Genomic DNA, 19,800 nt, shown 5'->3' with positions numbered 1-19,800 from the left:
TCCTCCTTGCGGATATGGTCGCAATGGCGATCAAACCACAGCCGGCCGCCCATGCGCGATCACTCTTGAGTGAGGAGCCGGTCCTTCAGGCCGCGAGGCGTGGTTCGACTTCCACGGTGACGTGGGAGAGATCGTGTATATGGGCCAGCTTGGCGCGATAGGCCGATGGCGGCATCGGATCGTCGCTCAAGAGCGCGACGATGGCACCATGATGGCCGGGGCCGAGCTGCCAGACGTGCAGGTCGGTGATCCGGTCGCCGTCGCTCTCGATGGCGGCCCGGATCTCGTCAGGCAGATCCTCGCTCGGTGGAATATAGTCGAGCAGCACCCGTCCGGCATCGCGAATGAGGTTCCATGACCATCGCGCAATGACGGCGGCGCCCACGAGGCCCATGGCCGGGTCGAGCCAGAGCCAGCCATAGACGCTGCCGGCCAGCAGCGCGACGATGGCGAGGACCGAGGTCAGGGCATCGGCGAGGACGTGCATATAGGCGGCGCGCAGATTGTTGTCGCCGCCATGGGCGTGGTGCTCATGATGATCGTGCGCATGATGGTCGTGCCCATGATCATGGCCGTGGTGGTGGTGATCGTCGCGCAGCAGCCAGGCGCAGGCCAGGTTGACCAGCAGGCCGATGACCGCGACCGAAATCGCCTGCGGAAAACTGATCTCGATGGGATTGGAGAGACGCAGCAGGCTTTCCCAGCCGATGAGAAGCGCGATAAGCGCCAGCACGACCGCACTGGCGAAGGCCGCAAGGTCGCCGAGCTTGCCGGTGCCGAAGGTGAAGCGGGGATTTCGCGCATTCCTCCGCGCATAAAGATAGGCCAGCGCCGCGATCAGCAGCGCCGCCGCGTGGGTGGACATATGCCAGCCGTCGGCCACGAGCGCCATGGAGCCGAACATCGTTCCCGCCGCGATCTCGGCGACCATCATCGTCGCCGTCAATGCGATGACGAACCAGGTCCTGCGTTCATTGCGCTCGTGATCGTCGCCAAGAAAGACGTGGCCATGGCCGTGAGCATCGGACGTCGCATCAAGCTGTGTCATTTCAGATATTTCCTCAGGGCTTCTATGAGGTCCGCCGCACCCTGCGAGCGCACCTTGTCCGTTTCGGTATCGGGATCGACCACGTGCATCCGAATGTGGTCCTCGACCAGTTCACCCATCAGGCCATTGATGGCGCCGCGTACCGAAGCGACCAGATTGAGAATCTCGCCGCAGGGAGCTTCCGCCTCCAGCGCGCGCTCGACGGCCTCCATCTGCCCCTTGAGGCGTCGAACCCGCCCCAGCAGCGCGGCCTTGTTCTTTGTCGTATGGCTCATACTATACCCCCCTACCCTATATTTGCATGAAAGGCAACCGTGCCTTGGCGCTTGTCTCCGTCAGAGAGGCAGGCGCCCGTCCTCCTTCAGCGTATCGAGGACAATGGCCGTCTTGACGTTCTGGACGGATTCGTGCGGCAGCAGCACCTCGTTGACGAAGGCCGAAAGCGTCCGCAAGTCCGGCGTCACGACCTTGATGAAGTAGTCCATCTCGCCGGTCAGGGCATGCGCTTCCATGATCTCCGGCAGTTTCGCAACGAGATCGGCGAAACGGCGGGCATTGTCGCGATTATGCGTGGCAAGGGTCACCGAGATGATGTTGACGATGCCAAGGCCGAGCTTCTCGCGATCGAGTTCCGCCCGATAGCCGCGAATATAGCCCTCCTCCTCCAGCCGCGTCCTGCGCCGCGAACATTGCGACGCCGAGAGATTGATGCGTTCCGACAATTCATTGTTCGTCAACCGGCCATCCTCCTGCAGCAGGGACAGAATTTTGCGGTCTTGCGTATCCAGATGTTCGATCATTTGCATATACTCGCCAATCCATGCGTGATTCATGCATAATTGTTACTTCCAGCGGGCCAGAATGCAAACACATTGCGACCGGTCTGCGCCATACTCCTCTTGAATATGGAGGAAGAAGATGGGCCCATTTCCGCATGACGCACCGAAGGCGACCATTGATGCAAACAACCCGGCCGGAACCGATGGGTTCGAGTTCGTCGAATTCGCTCATCCGGAACCGGCAGAACTGGAAGCGCTCTTCGCCAGAATGGGCTATGCCAGGATAGCGCGCCACAAGCGGAAGAAGATCGAGCTTTGGCGCCAGGGCGACATCAACTATCTGATCAATGCCGAGCCCCGGTCCCACGCGATGAAGTTCGTCGGCGAACACGGGCCCTGTGCTCCATCCATGGCCTGGCGGGTCGTCGATGCACGGCATGCTTTCGATCATGCCGTTGCCAGGGGAGCAAAACCCTATGCGGGTGACGACAAGGCGCTGAACGTTCCCGCCATTATCGGCATCGGCGGCTCGCTGCTCTATTTCATCGACAAATACGGCGCGGAGGCTTCCGCCTATGATGACGAATTCGAATGGATCGGCGAACGGAACCCGAGGCCGGAAGGCGTCGGCTTCTATTACCTCGATCACCTGACGCACAATGTCTATCGCGGCAATATGGACAAATGGTGGGCTTTCTACCGCGAATTGTTCGGCTTCAAGCAGATCCACTTCTTCGACATTGCCGGCCGCTTCACCGGTCTGGTCTCCCGGGCCATCACCTCGCCTTGCGGCAAGATCCGCATACCGCTCAACGAATCGACCGACGACAAGAGCCAGATCGAGGAATATCTGCGCAAGTACAAGGGCGAAGGCATCCAGCATATCGCCGTCGGCACGGAAGCGATCTACGATGCCACCGACAGGCTGGCCGCCAATGGATTGAAATTCATGCCCGGCCCGCCGGAGACCTATTACGAGAAGTCGCATGAACGCGTGAACGGGCATGACGAACCCATCGATCGGATGAGGAAGCACGGCATCCTCATCGACGGCGAAGGTGTCGTCGATGGCGGCATGACCAGGATCCTGCTCCAGATATTCTCCAGGACCGTCATCGGGCCGATCTTCTTCGAATTCATCCAGCGCAAGGGCGATGAGGGCTTCGGCGAAGGCAATTTCAGGGCGCTCTTCGAATCGATCGAGGAGGACCAGATTCGGCGTGGCGTCATCAAGGCCGACGCGGCGGAATAGCATCGGCCGGGGGTTTCACATTGTCGGGATGGGCCGCGATAAAGGCGTCAATCGCCATGCAGCGGTCGACGATGGCGCCGATCCGGCTCAGATGGTCGATCTCCACGCCCCACCGCCGCGCATTGTAAACCTGCGGGACGAGGCAGAAATCGGCCATGCCCGGCCTGTCGCCATGGCAGAAGAGACCCGTGCCGTACTCGGCGAGCATCGCTTCGAATGCGGTCAGCCCGCCGCCGATGAACGTCCGCATCCATTCAAGCCTTGCCGCCTCGCCATCCGCGGCCAGCCCCATCACATGAACAACGACGCTCATGTTGCAGACCGGGTGGATGTCCATGGCGATGGCGTGCGAGAGCGCCCGCACCCTTTGTCGTTCCCAGGGCACATGCGGCAGAAACCCCGCAGCGGGATAGACCTCGTCCAGATATTCGATGATCGCGAGCGACTGCGTCAGAAAGCGCCCATCCATAGCCAGCGTCGGCACTAAGCCCTGCTTGTTGCGTTGGAGGTTCGGCGCTTCCCGGTGCTCGTGGCGCGTCAGGTCCACGGCAACCGTCTCATGTTCCAGCTCGAGCATGTTCAGCGCGATGCGCACGCGGTAGCTCGCCGAGGAGCGCCAGTAATCGTAGAGAACGATATCGTCGCTCATTGCCGCACCGCTCGGCGCACCACCTGCTGCTCTATTGCGCCGAATATGGAATGCCCGGCGCGGTCCCTCATCTCGATGCGCACGATGTCGCCGAAGCGCAGGAAGTTCGTCGTTGCCATCCCGCCGCGTATGGTTTCGATCATGCGCAGTTCGGCGATGCAGGAATAGCCCGCTCCGCCTTCCTCGACGGGGGCGCCCGGCCCTCCATCCTTCTTGTTCGACACCGTGCCCGACCCGATGATGGTGCCGGCGGCCAATGGCCTCGTTCTGGCGGCATGGGCGATGAGGGCCGGAAAATCGAAAGTCATGTCTATCCCGGCATTGGCGCGGCCGAACGGGACCTCATTGACATCGACATGCAGGGGAAGGTGGACCTTGCCGCCATCCCAGGCATCGCCCAACTCGTCCGGTGTCACCGCAACCGGGGAAAACGCCGATGAGGGCTTTGACTGGAAGAAGCCGAAACCCTTGGCGAGTTCGGCCGGAATGAGCCCCCGCAGGCTGACGTCATTCACCAGCATGACCAGCCGGATCGATGCGCGGGCGTCGTCGATGGAGATACCGGCGGGGACATCGCCGACGATGACCGCCACCTCCCCCTCCATGTCGAGCCCGTGTGCCTCGTCCGCGAGCGGGATCGGTTCGCGGGGTGCGAGGAAACTGTCGGAGCCTCCCTGATAGATCAAGGGATCGGACCAGAACGATGCCGGCAGCTCGGCCCCCCTCGCCCGCCGCACCAGCTCCACATGATTGACATAGGCGGAGCCATCCGCCCATTGATAGGCGCGCGGCAGCGGCGATAGCGCGGAATGTTCGTGAAAACGCTCCATCGGCACCGCATTGTTGCGCAGGCTCCCGGCCAATTGCTGCAATTTCGGAGCGAGGCTGCTCCATTCGTCGAGCGCGGCCTGCAGGTTCGGTGCGATGTGCGACGCGTCGGTGCAATAAGCGAGGTCCGCCGCAACAACGACCAGGCGTCCGTCGCGCGTGCCATCCTTGAGTGATGCGAGTTTCATTCGGACCAGTCTCCCTCGGGCGTGCCGTTGAAACGCTTCTTCAGGTCCTTCCAGCAATCGGCATAATCGTCCTGCCGCGAGCCGAGTTCGGCGGCGAAACGCGTCAGATGCTGCGGAAACCGGGTTTCGAACATGAATGCCATCGTATCCTTCAGTCGCTGCGGCTGGAGATCGGCGCGGGTGGCCTTTTCAAAGCCCATGGCATCCGGCCCATGCGCGAGCATCATGTTGTGCAGGCTCATGCCGCCCGGAACAAAGCCGCGTTCCTTGGCATCGTACTGGCCGTAGATAAGTCCCATGAATTCCGACATGACGTTGCGATGATACCAGGGCGGGCGGAAACTGTGTTCCGCCACCAGCCAGCGGGGCGGAAAGATGACGAAATCCACATTCGCCGTCCCCTCCTCGCCGGATGGCGCAGTCAGTACAGTGAAGATCGACGGATCGGGATGATCGAACAGGATCGCGCCGACCGGAGAGAAATGGCGCAGGTCGTATTTATAGGGCGCATAATTTCCGTGCCAGGCCACGACGTCGAGCGGCGAGTGGTCCAGCACCGTCTCGTAGAAATTCCCGCACCATTTCACATGCAGCCGGCAGGGTGTCTCCTTCTCCTCGAAGGCGGCGACCGGCGTCTTGAAATCGCGCGGATTGGCGAGGCAATTGGCGCCGATCGGCCCACGATCGGGCAAGGTGAACTTCGCGCCATAGTTTTCGCATATATAGCCGCGCGCCTCGCCATCGGGCAGCGCGACCTTGAACATCATGCCGCGCGGTATCACGCAGATTTCCGACGGTTCGATCTCGATGCGGCCCATCTCCGTGAAGACATGGAGCCTCCCCTTCTCCGGCACCAGCAGCAGTTCGCCATCCGCATCGAAGAAATAGTCGTCCTCCATGTCCTGATTGGCGGTATAGACGTGGGCGGCCATGCCGGTCTGGCCGTGGACATCGCCCGCCGTCGTGATCGTGCGGATGGCGGCGAGGAAGTCGGTCGGCTGCCCGGGCATCGGCGTCGGGTCCCAGCGCAGCTGCCCGATGGGAAGCTCGTGATCGTTCAGGTTGGGAGCGGTTTTCCATGTGTTCCGCTCCCGGCGCCGGAAGCGGCCGCTATGCTTGACGGATGGCCTGATCCGGTAAAGCCAGGACCGCTCGTTGATGCCGCGTGGGGCGGTGAAGGGCGATCCGGACAATTGCTCCGCGTAAAGCCCATAGGCGCAGCGCTGCGGCGAGTTCTGCCCCTGCGGCAGGGCGCCCGGAAGGGACTCCGTTTCGAAGTCGTTGCCGAAACCCGGCATGTAGGAAAGGTTCATTGTAGCTCCTCCCGCTGAAACTGGTTACATTTGCGACTATTATTTTGTAACCATCAACAGGAAGGATCGGGCATGGCCGGCAGAGGGCAGGAACCGCTGGTTCTCGAGGACTTCATCCCCTATCGGCTGAACAAGGTCGCCGAGGGCATAAGCCAGGGATTTGCACGCCACTATCGCGATGAATATGGTCTCACCCGCCCCGAATGGCGCGTGCTGGCGACGCTCGGCCAGTTCGGTTCGCGCACCGCCAGGGAGATCGGCCAGCATTCGTCGATGCACAAGACAAAAGTGAGCCGTGCGGTGCAGGGGCTCGAAAAACGGCATTGGCTGAAGCGCGCGCGGGACGAGACCGACAGGCGTATCGAGCATCTCGAACTGACGCCGGCCGGAACGAGCGCCTACGACAAGCTCGCAGCGTCGGCCCAGATATTTCAACGGCGCCTGCTGAGCAGTATCGGCGGCGTGGAGGCGAGGCATCTCTCCGAGGCGCTGGCAGCGCTGGAAGATTGCATCAAGCAATATGGCTGGCGTGCTGCGCGTCCGGAGTAATGCGGATCAGTTCAGTATTGTAATGATACAATACTGGATGCCGATAATAAAACTGCATGAACATCTGATGTAATGATACAATTTATCATCAAATCTGTCAGCATGGAAATAATATATGATTGTATACTTGTTGATCTGAAGTCGAATCCGACCTATTGCGCATTCAGTCACGCATTGGGGAGGGAGCCATGTCGTTTGGCACGAACAGCATATTCAGCCGTGTATGGAGAACATCGTCGGATATCGAAGCTCGTTTCGATGCCATACTGAAGGAAAGCGCGACCAGGCCGGTCGATCCGAGCAGGAGTCCGACCGGACAGACGCAATATACGATCGAGAACGGCGACAGGCTGGCGCAGATTTCGCAGGAGTCCAATACGAGCGTGACGAACCTGCTGCGCGCCAATCCGATCATCAAGAATGAAAACATCATCGATGCCGGCACGAAGATCAACATTCTCGATCCCGTGCGCACCGACGCGTTTGAACAGCAGATGAAAGCGCTCGACGGAATCAAGAAGCTGCCGAAGGGTTATGGCGCGCAAGCGATGCGCGACGAGGCCTGGCAGAGCCTCAAGCCGCTGGTCGAGACCGAGTTGCGCTATGTCACGCGCGAGGGCGGCGCGCCGCAGAAGGCCCTGGATGCGGCGGTCAGGGAGATAAAGGATCGCACGCCGGATCAGACGCGGTTTCATACCATCGTCGACAGTGCCGCCAATGCGGTGCGCAGCGAATTGAAGGCGGTGGGCAGGACGCCGGAGAACTTCGATAATCTGCTGGCCCTGACGGAAACGGCGCAGGCGAAGCAGAAGACCGCCGACTCGTTGAAGGAAGCGGTCGCCAAGGGCGACAAGTCATCAGCCGACAAGGCGGACGATGCCGGCAAGGAAGCGGACAAGGCGTGGGCGGCCGTCACCGACGAGGCAGCCAGGCAGCTTCCGGAGATCGGCAAGGGCAAGAGCCCGGACCAACGGCAGACGGATGTCACGGGGCGCGTGCTGACGCTCGCCAATTTCGGGCCCAAGGATGAGAACTACTACAAGGCGCTGGATGCGGCGACGAAGCGGGAATTGGTCGACAAGCCGGCCAAGCTCATAGACGAGGCTTACGAGCGCGGCGGTGCACCTGCCGCCGCCTTCGAGGCAAGGAAGCAGACCGAGGGCGTTCCCTCGGAGCTCGCCGGGCGTATTTTGCTGGCATCCGACCTGACGATGACCAAGGTAGCGACCGATCTTGGCACCGAGGCGCGGGAGAAACTGCCGCCGAACTCCACCAGCAATGTCGCCGACCTGCTGAAGGGCGACAAGGCCTTCCTTGACCATTCGCGCAAGGACAAGGACATGCGCAGCGACAATACATTCGTCGCGGTGCTGGGCGATCTTTCGGCGGCCTATGAAACGGCGGCGGGGTCCGACAAGGGCGAAGACGCCATCAAGAAGGTTTCGTTTACGCTGGCCCAGGCGCTGCCGGACTATGACGACATGAAATACGAGACCGGCGAGCGGCCGATCCACGATGTGACCAAGGCGTTCGAATGGGTCGTATCGGAGCGCAACGGAACCGTCCTCACGCTGGCGACCGCGACACAGATGAAGAGCCTCAAGCGGACCGACTATGCGGATGGGCTGGCGAAATCGGCGAAGGAAGGCATCGCGCAACTGCGCGACAGGACACAGCATGACGTGGACGCCTTCGGCAAGGCAAGGGAACCGTTCATCGCGCTGGAGAAGAACCCCGGCAAACTGGTCACCGATGCCGACAAGCCCGCGGCCATGAAGGCGGCGCGCGAGGGCAATCCGGAAGGTGCGAAGAAATTCGATGACAGCCTGGCGACGGTCCAGGAGGATGGCCGCGCGCTTTGGCGGGCGCAGGCAGCGGTTTCGGCCTATGACGACCAGTTGAAGGATCTGGAGAACTTCAAGGGCCTGAAGGATACGCTGTCGAAGGCCGACGACGACAAGGAGAAGCGCGAAAGCCTCGGCTTTGCGCTCGACATGGGATCGGACGAGGTGGTGAGGATCTCGACCAACGATGCGCGTGTGGAGCGGCCGGATCTGCCGGGCGTGACGCCGTGGTGGACCCTTCGCGCCGGGCTGGACCTGACCCATGATATTGCCGGACGCAATATGAGCCAGATCCACGATTCGAGCCGCTATGCCGCGCAGTCCGGGCAACCGGCGCCGAAAGGTCCGTCCGCCGGCCCGAGCGCCAGCGGTGGGCCGAAGCCCGTCGGCGGTTTCAACTCCACCACCAGGTTCGGCTTCAACTACCGCTTCGCCAGCTCGATCCTCGGCGGCTTCCATGTCGATGCCATGTTCCAGAACAAGGATTTCTGGGGCACCGCCTATGGCCTCGCCTTCTCCACGGCGACGGCGCGGCACAGTGCTGAATTCCTTGGCGGTCTCGGTCAGGCAGCCGTAGCGCTCAACCCGAAGATGCAGGGCGGGCGTATCGACAAACTGACGGACTTCGTCAAGGTGGAGCGCGATCTCTGGACGAAATCGACCGGCATGTACCTCAAGGGCTGGGTCGGCATCGACGCGGCCTATACGGTCTCGAACCTGTCGGACGGCAAATATGCGGAGGCCGCCATTTTTGGCGTGCAGACGGTGGCGGACGGAATGGTTGCCTTCTTCGCGACGCCGAAATGGGTGACGCCCGCCTCGCTGGCGATTACAGTGGTCGCATCGATCGCCAACATGGCCTATGGCAGCTGGAAAGCAGAAAATCAGCGCGAAACCGACACCGAAAACTACCTGAAAGGCGCAGATATCCGGCCGGAAATCGCCGAACTGATCGCCGATCAGGAGGATATGCCGTCGAGAATCGACGAATTTGCCCGCAGGTGGTGCGAGACGGATGGGCCGTCTGTCGTCAACTACCTGAACACGCTCAGCAAGGATTCGGCGGCCGAGTTCATCCAGGCGCTGGAAACCGTGGCCGACGAATATGACAAGAACGGCAAGACCGGAGGGTTTGCGATGACCTTCCCGAACGATTATCGCTTCAACAAGCCCTATTCCTATCCGAGACGCGAAATCGGCGTGCCGCTTGAAGATCTGGGGAAGGCACCCCCGCCTCCCCCGGATTGGCAGCCAAAGGATGCGCCGTTTCCCGGACCGGGGGCGATGAATAGCCACTATACCGAGACGATGAGCCTCAGGGGCGTCGGTCTATGGGCATTCTATCATGGCTATAACTTCCCGGGGAAGTATCATCGCCCAAAGGAAACGTCGATCTTCCCGCCCAATTAGGCTGGCGTCAGCCATTGATGTGGCGATTGGCACGCAGGCGCTTCGTCGCGAAATCGACGAAGGCCCGCACGCGGGCGGAAGCCGTGCGCCCCTCCGCATGGATGATGTGGATGGGCACCGGCTCCTCCTCGTACTCAGCCAGCACGCGCTGCAGCCTGCCCGAAAGGATATCCGGCGCCACCTGATAGGAAAGGAAGCGCGATATGCCCCACCCCATGACGCAAGCATCGATCGCCGCGTCATTGGTGTTGCAGACAAAACGGCTGTTTGCGGGAACGCGGATTTCCGAGTTTCGGCCAAAGGTCCATTCCTGCGCGCCGAATATGCCGATGCGTGCGATCAACCGGTGAGCACGTAGATCATCCGGCACTTGCGGCACGCCATGGGCCTCGAAATAGGATGGCGCCCCGCACATGACCCGGGTGACATGGCCCACCCTTGAGGCGCTCAGGCCGGAATCCGGCAGGTGCGCGATCCGCACCGCAATGTCGATGCCTTCGTCGATGAGATTGGTGACCCTGTCGACAAATACCGTCCGCACATTGATCGCCGGATGCAGGTCGAGAAATTCGAGCAGGATCGGCAGCACGTAGTGCCGGCCGAACAGCGCCGGCGCGGTCAACGTCAGCGTGCCTGCCGGCGCCGAAAAACTACCGGCAGCCTGGGCCTCGGCCTCCTTGACCTCGGCGAGAATTCGCCGGCTGTCCTGCAGATAGCGGTAGCCGACCTCCGTCAGCTTTACGGATCGCGTCGTCCGGATCAGCAGCCGCGCGCCGATGGCCTGCTCGAGCGATGCCACGGCGCGGGTGACGCTGGCGGCGCTCATGCCGAGCGATTTGGCGGCGCTGGCGAAACCCTGATGTTCCGCCACGGATCCGAATATGCGCATGGCCTCAAGGCGGTCCATCCCATGCCTCCATTATTTCAGAATATGCAATAGTGAACTGCATTACATATGGATTGAGTTGACGAGAGAAAGCAATCAGATTTCACGCAGCAACTATCGAAGGAGGCCAGCCATGCAGCTTTATTATCATCCCATCTCGGGCCACTGCCATCGGGCGCACCTGTTCCTGGCTCTTCTCCAGGCGGATTACGAGTTGATCGAAGTGGATCTGAAGGGCCGGGAGCACAAGTCGGACGCCTTTCTCAAGCTCAATCCGTTCGGCCAGATTCCGGTGCTCGTCGATGGCGAGACCGTAATCGCGGATTCCAACGCGATCCTGGTCTATCTCGCCAAGAAGTTCGGTCGGACGGACTGGCTGCCGGAGGATGCCGCCAGCGCCGCGCTGGTGCAGCGCTGGTTGTCGGTAGCTGCCGGGCAAGTGGCATTCGGTCCGGCCGCGGCGCGACTGATCACTCTTTTCAACGCCCCGTTCCGCCCGGAAGAAGTCATCGGCAGGGCCCATGACATCCTGGCGCTGATGAATTCGGAACTGGCCTCCCGCCCGTGGATCGTCGGCCGCAATCCGACCATTGCCGACATTGCGCTCTATAGCTATGTCGCACGCGCTCCCGAGGGCGGCGTCGATCTTTCGCCCTACCAGTCGGTTGGCGCATGGCTGAAGCGCGTGGAGGATCTGCCGGGCTTCGTGCCTTTCGTGGAAACGCCGGTCGCAAGCGCGGCCTGAGCAGAAGGACGGGTGCGATGGCAATTGGCGCGAACGACCAGGACCCCTGGCACGATGGCGAGATCGCGCTGCAGCGGCTCCAGGGTGTCGCCGAGCGCATGGCCGAGATCGGCAGGAAAGTCATTCGCCGCGAGCTTATCGACCAGCACCGGGAGTTCTACCCGCTGCTGCCGATGGCAGTCCTTGGCGCCGTCGATCCGGCCGGAGATGTCTGGGCGAGCGTGAGGGCCGGCTATCCCGGTTTTCTCGCATCGCCTGACCCGCAAACCCTGCATGTCGAATTGCAGCGTGATCCGACCGATCCGGCCGATGCCGGCATGGAGGATGGTGCACCGGTGGCTCTTCTCGGCATCGACCTGCGCACAAGGCGGCGCAACAGGCTGAATGGCAGATTGTCACGCAGCGCCGGCAACGGCTTTGATATCGGCGTGGAACAGAGTTTCGGCAATTGCCCGAAATATATTCAGCTCCGCAGCATGGAATTTGTCGCCGATCCGGATGCGCCCTATGCGGGGACGACGGAGCTTATGAGCGAACTCGACAGGCCCGCGCGCGAGCTCGTCGGGCGGGCCGATACCTTCTTCGTCGCTTCCTATGTCGATCGCAAGGATGGCGCGCGGCAGGTCGATGTCTCGCACCGCGGCGGCCGGCCCGGCTTCATAAGGCTGGAGGAGGACGGCAGCCTTGCCATCCCCGAATTCACCGGCAACCGCTTCTACAATACGCTCGGCAATATCCTGGCCAATGGCCGTGCCGGACTGGTCTTTGTCGAAAACGGGCAATTGCTGCAAATGACCGGCGAGGCGGAGATCGTCGATGGGCGAACGATGCCCTATCTCGAAGGCGCCGAACTTTTCTGGCGGTTCCGCCCACGGAAAATCCAGCGTCGATATGATGCTCTGCCGCTGCGCCTTGACGTTGAAAGCGGCGGCTGGTCGCCCAATGCCCTCGCAACGGGAATCTGGAACGAGGTCAGGGCGTAGCGGGCCAGGCGAGTTCATCGACCACGGCCATGAACCGCCGGCTCACTGCGGTCGGCTCCTTGCCCATCCACGCTGCGGCAAGCGGCAGCTCCGGTGGCTGGGGCGTGACGGATTTGTAGACAATGCCGGGGCGGCGCAGGGCTGCAATCCCTTCCGTCACGAAGCCCATCCCTGCTCCCGCTGCGACGAGGCCGGCAAGCGTCGTCATGGGGGACACTTCCTGGACGATGTTGAGGGCGACGTCTTGTTCCCGGAACATTGCAATGACCCGATCGTAGAAATGCGGCCCGATATGCCTTGGAGCGGCCAGAAACGGTGCGCCTCCAATATCCTTGACCGAGACGACCGGACTGGCGGCGAGCGGATGATTGGCCGGCATGGCAAGGACGAGCCGCTGGCTGGGCATCGCAGTCAATGACAGCCCCGGCATTTCGATCGGCGGGTGGAGCATGGCAATGTCGATACTGCCAGCCACCAGGGCGGCCTCCAGGGATGGCGAATTCATCTCGGCAAGTTCGACAAGCACATCGGGATGGCGCTCCCGGAAGACGCGCACCGCCTCCGGCAGGAAGCCATAAAAGGCGATCACGGTGAAGCCAAGCCTCAGGCGGCCGACCTCGCCGCGCGCGGCACGCAACGCCTCCGCCCCGGCATTCCGGGCGCTGGCGAGGGCCGTGCGGGCCGGCCCGAGAAAGGCGCTTCCGGCAGCCGTCACCGAGACGCTTCGTCGGTCGCGCTCCAGCAATGCGACGCCGACTTCATGCTCCAATGCGCGGATGCGCTGGCTGAGGGCCGGCTGGGTGATGTTGAGCCGAGCCGCTGCGCGATGAAAGTGCAGCTCCTCGGCCACGACGATGAAGCATTCCAGCGAGCGTATATCCATGGCCATCACTGATTGTGTTTGCTTATCACTATCGCATGAATTGCGATTGGATGCCTATCACGATTCGCGTTAGCTTTCACTCGACCCTAGCCCGAGGAGTACGAGATGAAGCGACTATCGACCTTGTTATCAGTTGCGGCTTGTCTTGCTGGCAGCGCGCATGCGCAGGAAACCAGTGTCGCATTGCCGCCTGTCCCGGCAGGAACCATCGCCGCCATATCGGATGGCGACTTTGTTGCGCAGTCCTATGCGAACGGCGTGCTCGCGCCGCGCGAAGCAGAGTATCGGGACGTGTTGTCCATACTGAGTGTCGTGGATGGCAAGCTGCAGCGGGCGGAACTGCCGGTCTCCAATTCAGTCACCGCTGCGCCGGAAGTCCTGGCGCTGACAGCGGACGGGCGGACCGCCTTCGTAACCGAGCGGCTGGCCGAGCGGACGGAGGATGCGCGGCTCGTCAAGGATCTGCGGCCCGGCAACAGGGTCTTCGCCATCGATCTTTCCGACAAGACCGCACCGCGGCAAGCCGATACGCAGAAGATCGCAGATTTTCCCGAGGCCCTTGCGATCGATCCCTCCGGCCGGCGGATCGCAGTCGTATCCAACACCCGGGAAGCGAGCCTGGTGCAACTCATCACCTATTCCGGCGGCCGTTTCGGTGCTGTGGAAACATTCGATCTGGCAGAGCTTGGCATCAAGGGCACGGCCGGAACGCCACGCGGCGGCGTGACGGCGACGAATGTGCAGTGGCATCCTTCCGGGCGCTTTCTCGCCATCAATATCAATACGCAGAACAGGATCGCCTTCCTCGCCGTCGACGAGGCGGATGGCAGGCATGTCCTGAAGCCGTGGGGCAATATCGTCGATGTCGGGGCCGATCCCTTTGTTGGCCGCTTCACTCCGGACGGGCGTTTCTACATCACGTCAGACTGGGGAAGGGATTTCTCGGCCACCGATCTCGACGGGCGTATTCCGGACCGCCGATCGGGCATGACAGTAATCCGTTTCGCCGAGACGGCGGCGGCGGGCGAAGCCAGACATGAGAAGGTCGAGAATGCGGAATCCGACATTGCTGCGGAGGGGATTGCGATCAGCCCTGACGGACGCCTGGTCGCCACGGTCAATATGAGAACGACGGCATTTCCACCGAGTTCATCGCGGTTTACGCGCGAGGCGACGGTCTCTCTGCTGAGCCTCGACCCGGACACTGGCGGCCTTGCGAAGATCGGCGATTATCCGTTCGAAGGCGTATTGCCGGAGGGAGCCACTTTCGACCTGACCGGCGACAAGCTGCTCGTGACCGTGTTCCAGGACCATGAGGGACAAAAGGAGGGAATAGGCGCCGGAATAGACGTATTCGAGGTGGTGAAGGGCGAGACGCCCTCATTGCTGCGCCGCGGGAGAATCCCGATGCCGCACGGGCTCCACCACGTCGCAATTGCCCAATGATCGAGCAGGCAACCAGCCGACAACAAGCCGACAACAAGATTGGGATGGACGGGCCGGACGTTCCATGCCATAGAATCGAACATGCTTGATCGTAAGTCCGAGCCATATTCGTCTGCGCCAAAGGATGCGTCTGTCCTACCCGATCTCGTCAGCGAGCTCCTGATGGGGATGCGGCTCTACGGTCTTGACTACCGCCGCATTCAGATCACGCCGCCCTTCGGCCTGCGCTACGGCACGGTGGCGGGACGCTCGCAATTCCATTTCGTCGCGCGCGGCCCGGTCTTTCTCCGCTACGGCAATGGCAGTATCGAGGAGATGAACACGGGCGACGCGGTATTGCTGCCGCGCGGCGGCGCGCATGACCTCGTGTCCCATCCGGATATGCCGTGCCGCGATGTCGCCGGCTATGAGGGCGCCCCGCTATGCCCCAGCGTGACCGCGATCAGGGCCTGCTCGACCGATATGTGCCAGCCCTCCGATGCCCTGATATTCAGCGGCTGCATGGAGTTCGATCTCGGCACGATGCATCCGCTGGTGGGGCTGATGCCGGAGGCCATGTTCGTTCACACATTGCTGGACCGCTATCCCGAAGTCCTGCCGATACTGGAGGCGATGGAGCGGGAAGCACGCAGCGAGAGGGCCGGTTTCGCCGGCATACTGGCCCGCCTCGCCGATGTCGTCTCGGCCTTCATCGTGCGCGCATGGGTTGAGTGCGGCTGTGGCGATGCAACTGGTTGGGTGGAGGCATTACGGGATCCGCGCCTTGGTCGCGTCATCGCCGCGCTGCATAGGGACCCCGGAAGGAACTGGACGCTTGCCGAACTCGCCGCCGAGATGGGCAGTTCGCGCTCGGTCTTCGCCGAACGTTTCCTCAACGTGACGGGCATGACGCCGGTCCGCTATCTGACCGAACTCCGCATGCGGCTGGCGGCACAATGGATCGCCCGCGACCGGATGGCGATCGAGACCGTGGCCTTCCGCCTCGGCTATGGTTCCCAGGCTGCGTTCAGCCGTGCCTTCAAGCGCATAATGGGACATCCGCCGGGCGCCGCGCGCGAAGCCATTCACGCCGTCCGTTGACTTCGGGCAGGCGGTATTATCGCTGGATAAGCGGCTAAAACGCACCCGTCAGACACGCTTTCGCCGAGTTTAGACACAATTGAGGGCTTGCGTCGCCGTCAACCATCTGATTCTTTGCGGCCGCTCGGGGATATCGGCTATTTTTGATTCTCATCGAGAGCATATCTTGGAACGAGGCGCTCCATCTTGAACGGGATCACCAGCGCGAAATAAGGATTGGACCATGTCGATCAACCTGCAGAAGCCGGAAATTTCCGAGATGAAACCGAACATCGCCGTGTTCGGCGTCGGCGGGGGCGGCGGCAATGCGGTGAACAACATGATCCGCGAGAATTTGCAGGGGACCCAGTTCATCGTGGCCAATACGGATGCGCAGGCGCTGTCGACGTCCAAGGCCACGCGGCTGATTCAGCTGGGCGCGAATGTCACGCAGGGGCTCGGTGCCGGTTCTCATCCCGAAATCGGCAGAGCTGCCGCCGAGGAAAGCATCGACGAGATCATGGATCACCTGACCGGCACCCATATGTGCTTCGTCACCGCCGGCATGGGTGGCGGTACGGGCACAGGTGCCGCGCCGGTCATCGCCCGCGCCGCACGTTCGGCCGGCATCCTGACGGTGGGTGTGGTGACCAAGCCGTTTTCATTTGAGGGGACGCGGCGCATGCGCATGGCCGAGGAAGGCCTCGAGGCATTGCGCGACAGCGCCGACACATTGATCGTCATTCCCAACCAGAACCTCTTCCGCGTCGCCAGCGCAACGACCACGTTCGCCGATGCCTTCGCCATTGCCGACCGCGTGCTTTTTTCGGGCGTCGCCTGCATCACCGACCTGATGGTGCGCGAGGGCCTCATCAACCTCGATTTTGCCGACGTGCGCGCGGTCATGCGCGACATGGGCCGCGCCATGATGGGCACGGGCGAAGGCACGGGCCAGGGCCGCGCCCAGGCGGCGGCCGAAGCCGCCATCGCAAATCCCCTGCTCGACGTCGAATCCATGAAGGGCGCCAAGGGCGTCCTGGTCTCGATATCGGGCGGCCGTGACATGACGCTCTTCGAAGTGGACGAAGCGGCAAGCCGTATCCGCGAGGAAGTCGACGACCAGGCCAACATCATCCTTGGCGCCACATTCGACGATGCGCTCGAAGGCGTCTTCCGCGTTTCCGTCGTCGCCACCGGGATCGATGCCCATAGTCAGGTGGCGCAGCAACCCGCCACCATCCTCGCCCGGCACCAGGCCTAGGCTCTCGCTCCTATCGCAAGCATTTCCGGCCAAACGGGCGTAGCTGCGGCTGCGCCCGTTTGCTTGTGCGCAGGCATCGACCATCTAAATTTCATCGACTTCATCGGTCTCGGTAGAGACTTGTTAACCTTCGCTTTTTATTCCTTGAAAGGAGTTCACTACGCCACTTCCTTCCGTTCGTTCGCAGGCATCATGCAAATCTCAAGAACAAATTTCCCAGTAAAATCAATTGAGTGTGAGGATGACGAGGTTTCGGCTGGCGAAATGGCCGGTTCTGGAACCGGGCCACAGCCAAGTCCGGCCGCACCTTCCGCGTCCTATGCGCCCGTTAACGTTCGCAAGCCGCGCGACGCAAAGCCCCAAATGGCCCCGTCGCCTGCGTTTCGGCCGATGGAACGCCTGCAGAATGCAGGTTATGTCAGCGCTGATCCCGCCGAGCCGATTTCCAAGCGCATGTTCTCGCTTTCGGAGAATGTGCGCTTTACCCGGACGCCCGACAGCGCCCTGCAGAAGCACAAGCAAACGCCGGAACCACAGACGGAGCGCGTAACCGGAATACCGGCGGAGAACGTTGGGGTGCGGGCGCCGCAGCCCCTGCCCGCGCCGCCCCGCTCCCTCGCCAAGGCTCCGTCGGTCGACAGCGCGCTCGTCGCCAGCAACAATGTCCAGCACCGCCGCGAAACCGACCGGCGCGATCCGTCGCCATTTGCCTTCGTTTCCGATTTCGCATTCTTCGAAACCATGGGCGTCGCAGCAGATGTGCCGCCGGTGCTGCAATCGCGTCCCGCGCCGAGCATCACCTTCACGCCGGAGGCGATAACGGCTCGATTCCGCGTGGTGGAATGCCGGGTCGGGCACCCTCAGGAGATGGTTCGGCCTGCCATTCCTCAGCCCTCCGCTACCCAGCCCGAACAGGCTTCCGAACCGGTTGCGGCGAGCCAGCCGGCCGAAACGACAGCAACAGCGGAGCCAGTGCGCGAGGAACCGCGCGCCGAGGCGGCCGCCCACGAACAGCAACCGGAAGTGGTGACGGCGGCACCTGCTGTGGCCGAGCCGGTCCAGCAGGCGAAACCTGTCGTGCATGTCACGCCGGCAGCACCGATACAGCCGAAGCGCCTCGCTCTCGTCGGGGGCCTCGACGTGCGCGGCGCGGCCGCGAGCGGCACCTATGAAAAGCCGCCGGTCGAGCTTCTCCAGGAAGCGGCCCAGGATACGGTGACCATATCGCAGGAGACGCTGGAGCAGAATGCCGGTCTTCTCGAAAGCGTGCTGGAGGATTTCGGCATACGCGGCGAGATCATCCATGTCCGGCCGGGTCCAGTGGTTACGCTTTATGAGTTCGAACCCGCCCCAGGCGTGAAATCATCACGCGTGATCGGCCTTGCCGACGACATAGCGCGTTCGATGTCGGCCCTTTCGGCCCGCGTCGCGGTGGTGCCGGGGCGCAATGTCATCGGTATCGAGCTGCCGAACAGCGCCCGCGAGACCGTCTTCCTGCGCGAGATGATCGAATCCGACAATTTCGACAAGACCAAGTTCAAGCTCGCTCTCTGCCTCGGCAAGACGATCGGCGGCGAACCTGTGGTAGCGGAGCTGGCAAAGATGCCGCATCTGCTCGTCGCCGGTACGACCGGCTCGGGCAAATCGGTCGCGATCAACACGATGATCCTCTCCTTGCTCTACCGTCTGACGCCGGACGAGTGCCGCCTGATCATGGTCGACCCGAAAATGCTCGAACTGTCGATCTATGACGGCATTCCGCATCTGCTGACGCCGGTGGTGACGGACCCGAAGAAGGCGGTCATGGCGCTGAAATGGGCTGTGCGCGAGATGGAAGACCGCTACCGCAAGATGTCCAAGCTCGGCGTCCGCAACATTGACGGCTTCAATGCGCGCGTGGCCAGCGCCCGTGAAAAGGGCGAGACCATCATGTGCACGGTGCAGACGGGTTTCGACAAGGGCACCGGCGCGGCGGAATATCAGCAGGAGGAAATGGACCTGACGTCCATGCCCTATATCGTCATCATCGTCGACGAAATGGCGGATCTGATGATGGTCGCCGGCAAGGACATAGAAGGCGCCATCCAGCGGCTCGCCCAGATGGCCCGTGCCGCCGGCATCCACCTGATCATGGCGACGCAGCGCCCCTCCGTCGACGTCATTACCGGCACGATCAAGGCGAATTTCCCCACCCGGATATCCTTCCAGGTCACGTCGAAGATCGACAGCCGCACCATCCTCGGAGAGCAGGGCGCGGAGCAGCTGCTCGGTCAGGGCGACATGCTGCATATGGTCGGCGGCGGCCGCATCGCCCGCGTCCATGGGCCTTTCGTCTCGGACGAAGAGGTGGAACAGGTGGTCTCGCATCTCAAGTTGCAGGGCCAGCCGGACTATCTCGATACCGTCACGGCGGACGAGACGGAAGAAGATGAAGGCGAGAGCGAGGACAGCGCCGTATTCGACAAGGGCAATGTCGCTGCCGAGGACGGCAACGAGCTTTACGACCAGGCCGTAAAGATCATCCTGCGCGACAAGAAATGCTCGACATCCTACATCCAGCGCCGCTTGCAGATCGGCTATAATCGTGCCGCCTCGCTGGTAGAGCGGATGGAAAAGGAAGGGCTGGTCGGTCCCGCCAACCATGTCGGCAAGCGCGAGATACTGAGCGAGAATTGAG

At 62.0% G+C, this 19,800-nt stretch carries 16 protein-coding genes and 1 pseudogene; 9 read left to right on the top strand and 8 right to left on the bottom strand.

Annotation, left to right across the window (positions count from 1 at the left end; translation table 11 throughout):
- Positions 1-85: 85 nt before the first annotated feature.
- Genes dmeF through M8997_RS20145 form a run of 3 tightly spaced genes read right to left on the bottom strand, consistent with a single transcriptional unit; the run spans position 86 to position 1,854 of the window.
- Positions 86-1,048, bottom strand: a complete 963-nt coding sequence (dmeF, locus tag M8997_RS20155; protein ID WP_250019716.1) for a CDF family Co(II)/Ni(II) efflux transporter DmeF — start codon at positions 1,046-1,048, stop codon at positions 86-88.
- Complete coding sequence (locus M8997_RS20150) at positions 1,045-1,323, bottom strand: metal/formaldehyde-sensitive transcriptional repressor (RefSeq protein WP_250019717.1); 279 nt, start codon at positions 1,321-1,323, stop codon at positions 1,045-1,047. Before M8997_RS20150 ends, dmeF begins: the two co-directional genes overlap by 4 nt.
- A 60-nt stretch (positions 1,324-1,383) precedes the next feature.
- Positions 1,384-1,854, bottom strand: coding sequence for an Lrp/AsnC family transcriptional regulator (locus M8997_RS20145; protein ID WP_371929613.1), 471 nt, complete (start codon positions 1,852-1,854; stop codon positions 1,384-1,386).
- A 112-nt stretch (positions 1,855-1,966) separates the two neighbouring features.
- Here M8997_RS20145 and hppD point away from each other — a divergent pair, with 112 nt between their 5' ends.
- Positions 1,967-3,079, top strand: a complete 1,113-nt coding sequence (gene hppD, locus M8997_RS20140; RefSeq protein WP_250019719.1) for a 4-hydroxyphenylpyruvate dioxygenase — start codon at positions 1,967-1,969, stop codon at positions 3,077-3,079.
- On the opposite strand, the gene maiA is transcribed toward hppD, so the two are convergent.
- The 3 genes from maiA to hmgA are packed head-to-tail and all read right to left on the bottom strand — an operon-like array spanning position 3,057 to position 6,057.
- Positions 3,057-3,728 (bottom strand): maleylacetoacetate isomerase, encoded by a 672-nt coding sequence (maiA, locus tag M8997_RS20135; protein WP_250019720.1) that lies wholly within the window; start codon positions 3,726-3,728, stop codon positions 3,057-3,059. The two genes, hppD and maiA, sit on opposite strands and share 23 nt — an antisense overlap.
- On the bottom strand, positions 3,725-4,744 hold the full coding sequence (locus tag M8997_RS20130) for a fumarylacetoacetate hydrolase family protein (RefSeq protein ID WP_250019721.1): 1,020 nt from the start codon (positions 4,742-4,744) through the stop codon (positions 3,725-3,727). Before M8997_RS20130 ends, maiA begins: the two co-directional genes overlap by 4 nt.
- Positions 4,741-6,057 (bottom strand): homogentisate 1,2-dioxygenase, encoded by a 1,317-nt coding sequence (gene hmgA / locus M8997_RS20125; RefSeq protein WP_250019722.1) that lies wholly within the window; start codon positions 6,055-6,057, stop codon positions 4,741-4,743. Before hmgA ends, M8997_RS20130 begins: the two co-directional genes overlap by 4 nt.
- Before the next feature lie 72 nt (positions 6,058-6,129).
- On the opposite strand from hmgA, the gene M8997_RS20120 reads away from it, so the two are divergent.
- Positions 6,130-6,606 (top strand): MarR family winged helix-turn-helix transcriptional regulator, encoded by a 477-nt coding sequence (locus tag M8997_RS20120; protein WP_250019723.1) that lies wholly within the window; start codon positions 6,130-6,132, stop codon positions 6,604-6,606.
- A 188-nt stretch (positions 6,607-6,794) separates the two neighbouring features.
- Positions 6,795-9,860 carry a LysM domain-containing protein gene (locus M8997_RS20115; RefSeq protein WP_250019724.1) on the top strand — a complete coding sequence of 1,022 codons (3,066 nt, stop codon included), beginning with the start codon at positions 6,795-6,797 and terminating at the stop codon, positions 9,858-9,860.
- Between the two features lie 7 nt (positions 9,861-9,867).
- On the opposite strand, the gene M8997_RS20110 is transcribed toward M8997_RS20115, so the two are convergent.
- A complete protein-coding gene (locus M8997_RS20110) occupies positions 9,868-10,767 on the bottom strand; it encodes a LysR family transcriptional regulator (RefSeq protein WP_250019725.1) in 900 nt (299 codons plus the stop codon).
- A 112-nt stretch (positions 10,768-10,879) separates the two neighbouring features.
- On the opposite strand from M8997_RS20110, the gene M8997_RS20105 reads away from it, so the two are divergent.
- Entirely contained in the window at positions 10,880-11,491 is a 612-nt protein-coding gene (locus M8997_RS20105) for a glutathione S-transferase family protein (RefSeq protein WP_250019726.1), read from the top strand.
- A 17-nt stretch (positions 11,492-11,508) separates the two neighbouring features.
- The gene (locus tag M8997_RS20100; RefSeq protein WP_250019727.1) at positions 11,509-12,474 is read left to right on the top strand and encodes a pyridoxamine 5'-phosphate oxidase family protein; all 966 of its coding nucleotides are present in this window, start codon (positions 11,509-11,511) and stop codon (positions 12,472-12,474) included.
- Here the strand turns inward: M8997_RS20100 and M8997_RS20095 are convergent.
- A complete protein-coding gene (locus tag M8997_RS20095; RefSeq protein ID WP_250019728.1) occupies positions 12,464-13,357 on the bottom strand; it encodes a LysR substrate-binding domain-containing protein in 894 nt (297 codons plus the stop codon). The two genes, M8997_RS20100 and M8997_RS20095, sit on opposite strands and share 11 nt — an antisense overlap.
- A gap of 105 nt (positions 13,358-13,462) precedes the next feature.
- Here M8997_RS20095 and M8997_RS20090 point away from each other — a divergent pair, with 105 nt between their 5' ends.
- The 4 genes and pseudogenes from M8997_RS20090 (at position 13,463) to M8997_RS20075 (ending at position 19,799) form a co-directional block, all read left to right on the top strand.
- Positions 13,463-14,803, top strand: a complete 1,341-nt coding sequence (locus M8997_RS20090) for a lactonase family protein (RefSeq protein ID WP_250019729.1) — start codon at positions 13,463-13,465, stop codon at positions 14,801-14,803.
- An 81-nt stretch (positions 14,804-14,884) separates the two neighbouring features.
- Complete coding sequence (locus M8997_RS20085) at positions 14,885-15,883, top strand: AraC family transcriptional regulator (RefSeq protein ID WP_250019730.1); 999 nt, start codon at positions 14,885-14,887, stop codon at positions 15,881-15,883.
- Between the two features lie 223 nt (positions 15,884-16,106).
- Positions 16,107-17,090 (top strand): annotated as a pseudogene (gene ftsZ, locus M8997_RS20080) (cell division protein FtsZ); the annotation flags it as partial.
- A gap of 423 nt (positions 17,091-17,513) precedes the next feature.
- Positions 17,514-19,799, top strand: coding sequence for a DNA translocase FtsK (locus M8997_RS20075; protein ID WP_250019815.1), 2,286 nt, complete (start codon positions 17,514-17,516; stop codon positions 19,797-19,799).
- Position 19,800: the final 1 nt, after the last annotated feature.

The sequence above is a fragment of the Phyllobacterium sp. 21LDTY02-6 genome, assembly GCF_023554255.2.
In the GTDB taxonomy this organism is placed as follows: Bacteria; Pseudomonadota; Alphaproteobacteria; order Rhizobiales; family Rhizobiaceae; genus Phyllobacterium.
This window is presented reverse-complemented; position numbering and strand designations above follow the sequence as displayed.

Bases quoted from the DNA above. Each gene is read 5' to 3' on its own strand.
- dmeF (WP_250019716.1), bottom strand. From the start codon at position 1,048: ATGACACAGCTTGATGCGACGTCCGATGCTCACGGCCATGGCCACGTC.
- M8997_RS20150 (WP_250019717.1), bottom strand. From the start codon at position 1,323: ATGAGCCATACGACAAAGAACAAGGCCGCGCTGCTGGGGCGGGTTCGA.
- M8997_RS20145 (WP_371929613.1), bottom strand. From the start codon at position 1,854: ATGCAAATGATCGAACATCTGGATACGCAAGACCGCAAAATTCTGTCC.
- hppD (WP_250019719.1), top strand. From the start codon at position 1,967: ATGGGCCCATTTCCGCATGACGCACCGAAGGCGACCATTGATGCAAAC.
- maiA (WP_250019720.1), bottom strand. From the start codon at position 3,728: ATGAGCGACGATATCGTTCTCTACGATTACTGGCGCTCCTCGGCGAGC.
- M8997_RS20130 (WP_250019721.1), bottom strand. From the start codon at position 4,744: ATGAAACTCGCATCACTCAAGGATGGCACGCGCGACGGACGCCTGGTC.
- hmgA (WP_250019722.1), bottom strand. From the start codon at position 6,057: ATGAACCTTTCCTACATGCCGGGTTTCGGCAACGACTTCGAAACGGAG.
- M8997_RS20120 (WP_250019723.1), top strand. From the start codon at position 6,130: ATGGCCGGCAGAGGGCAGGAACCGCTGGTTCTCGAGGACTTCATCCCC.
- M8997_RS20115 (WP_250019724.1), top strand. From the start codon at position 6,795: ATGTCGTTTGGCACGAACAGCATATTCAGCCGTGTATGGAGAACATCG.
- M8997_RS20110 (WP_250019725.1), bottom strand. From the start codon at position 10,767: ATGGACCGCCTTGAGGCCATGCGCATATTCGGATCCGTGGCGGAACAT.
- M8997_RS20105 (WP_250019726.1), top strand. From the start codon at position 10,880: ATGCAGCTTTATTATCATCCCATCTCGGGCCACTGCCATCGGGCGCAC.
- M8997_RS20100 (WP_250019727.1), top strand. From the start codon at position 11,509: ATGGCAATTGGCGCGAACGACCAGGACCCCTGGCACGATGGCGAGATC.
- M8997_RS20095 (WP_250019728.1), bottom strand. From the start codon at position 13,357: ATGGATATACGCTCGCTGGAATGCTTCATCGTCGTGGCCGAGGAGCTG.
- M8997_RS20090 (WP_250019729.1), top strand. From the start codon at position 13,463: ATGAAGCGACTATCGACCTTGTTATCAGTTGCGGCTTGTCTTGCTGGC.
- M8997_RS20085 (WP_250019730.1), top strand. From the start codon at position 14,885: ATGCTTGATCGTAAGTCCGAGCCATATTCGTCTGCGCCAAAGGATGCG.
- M8997_RS20075 (WP_250019815.1), top strand. From the start codon at position 17,514: ATGGAACGCCTGCAGAATGCAGGTTATGTCAGCGCTGATCCCGCCGAG.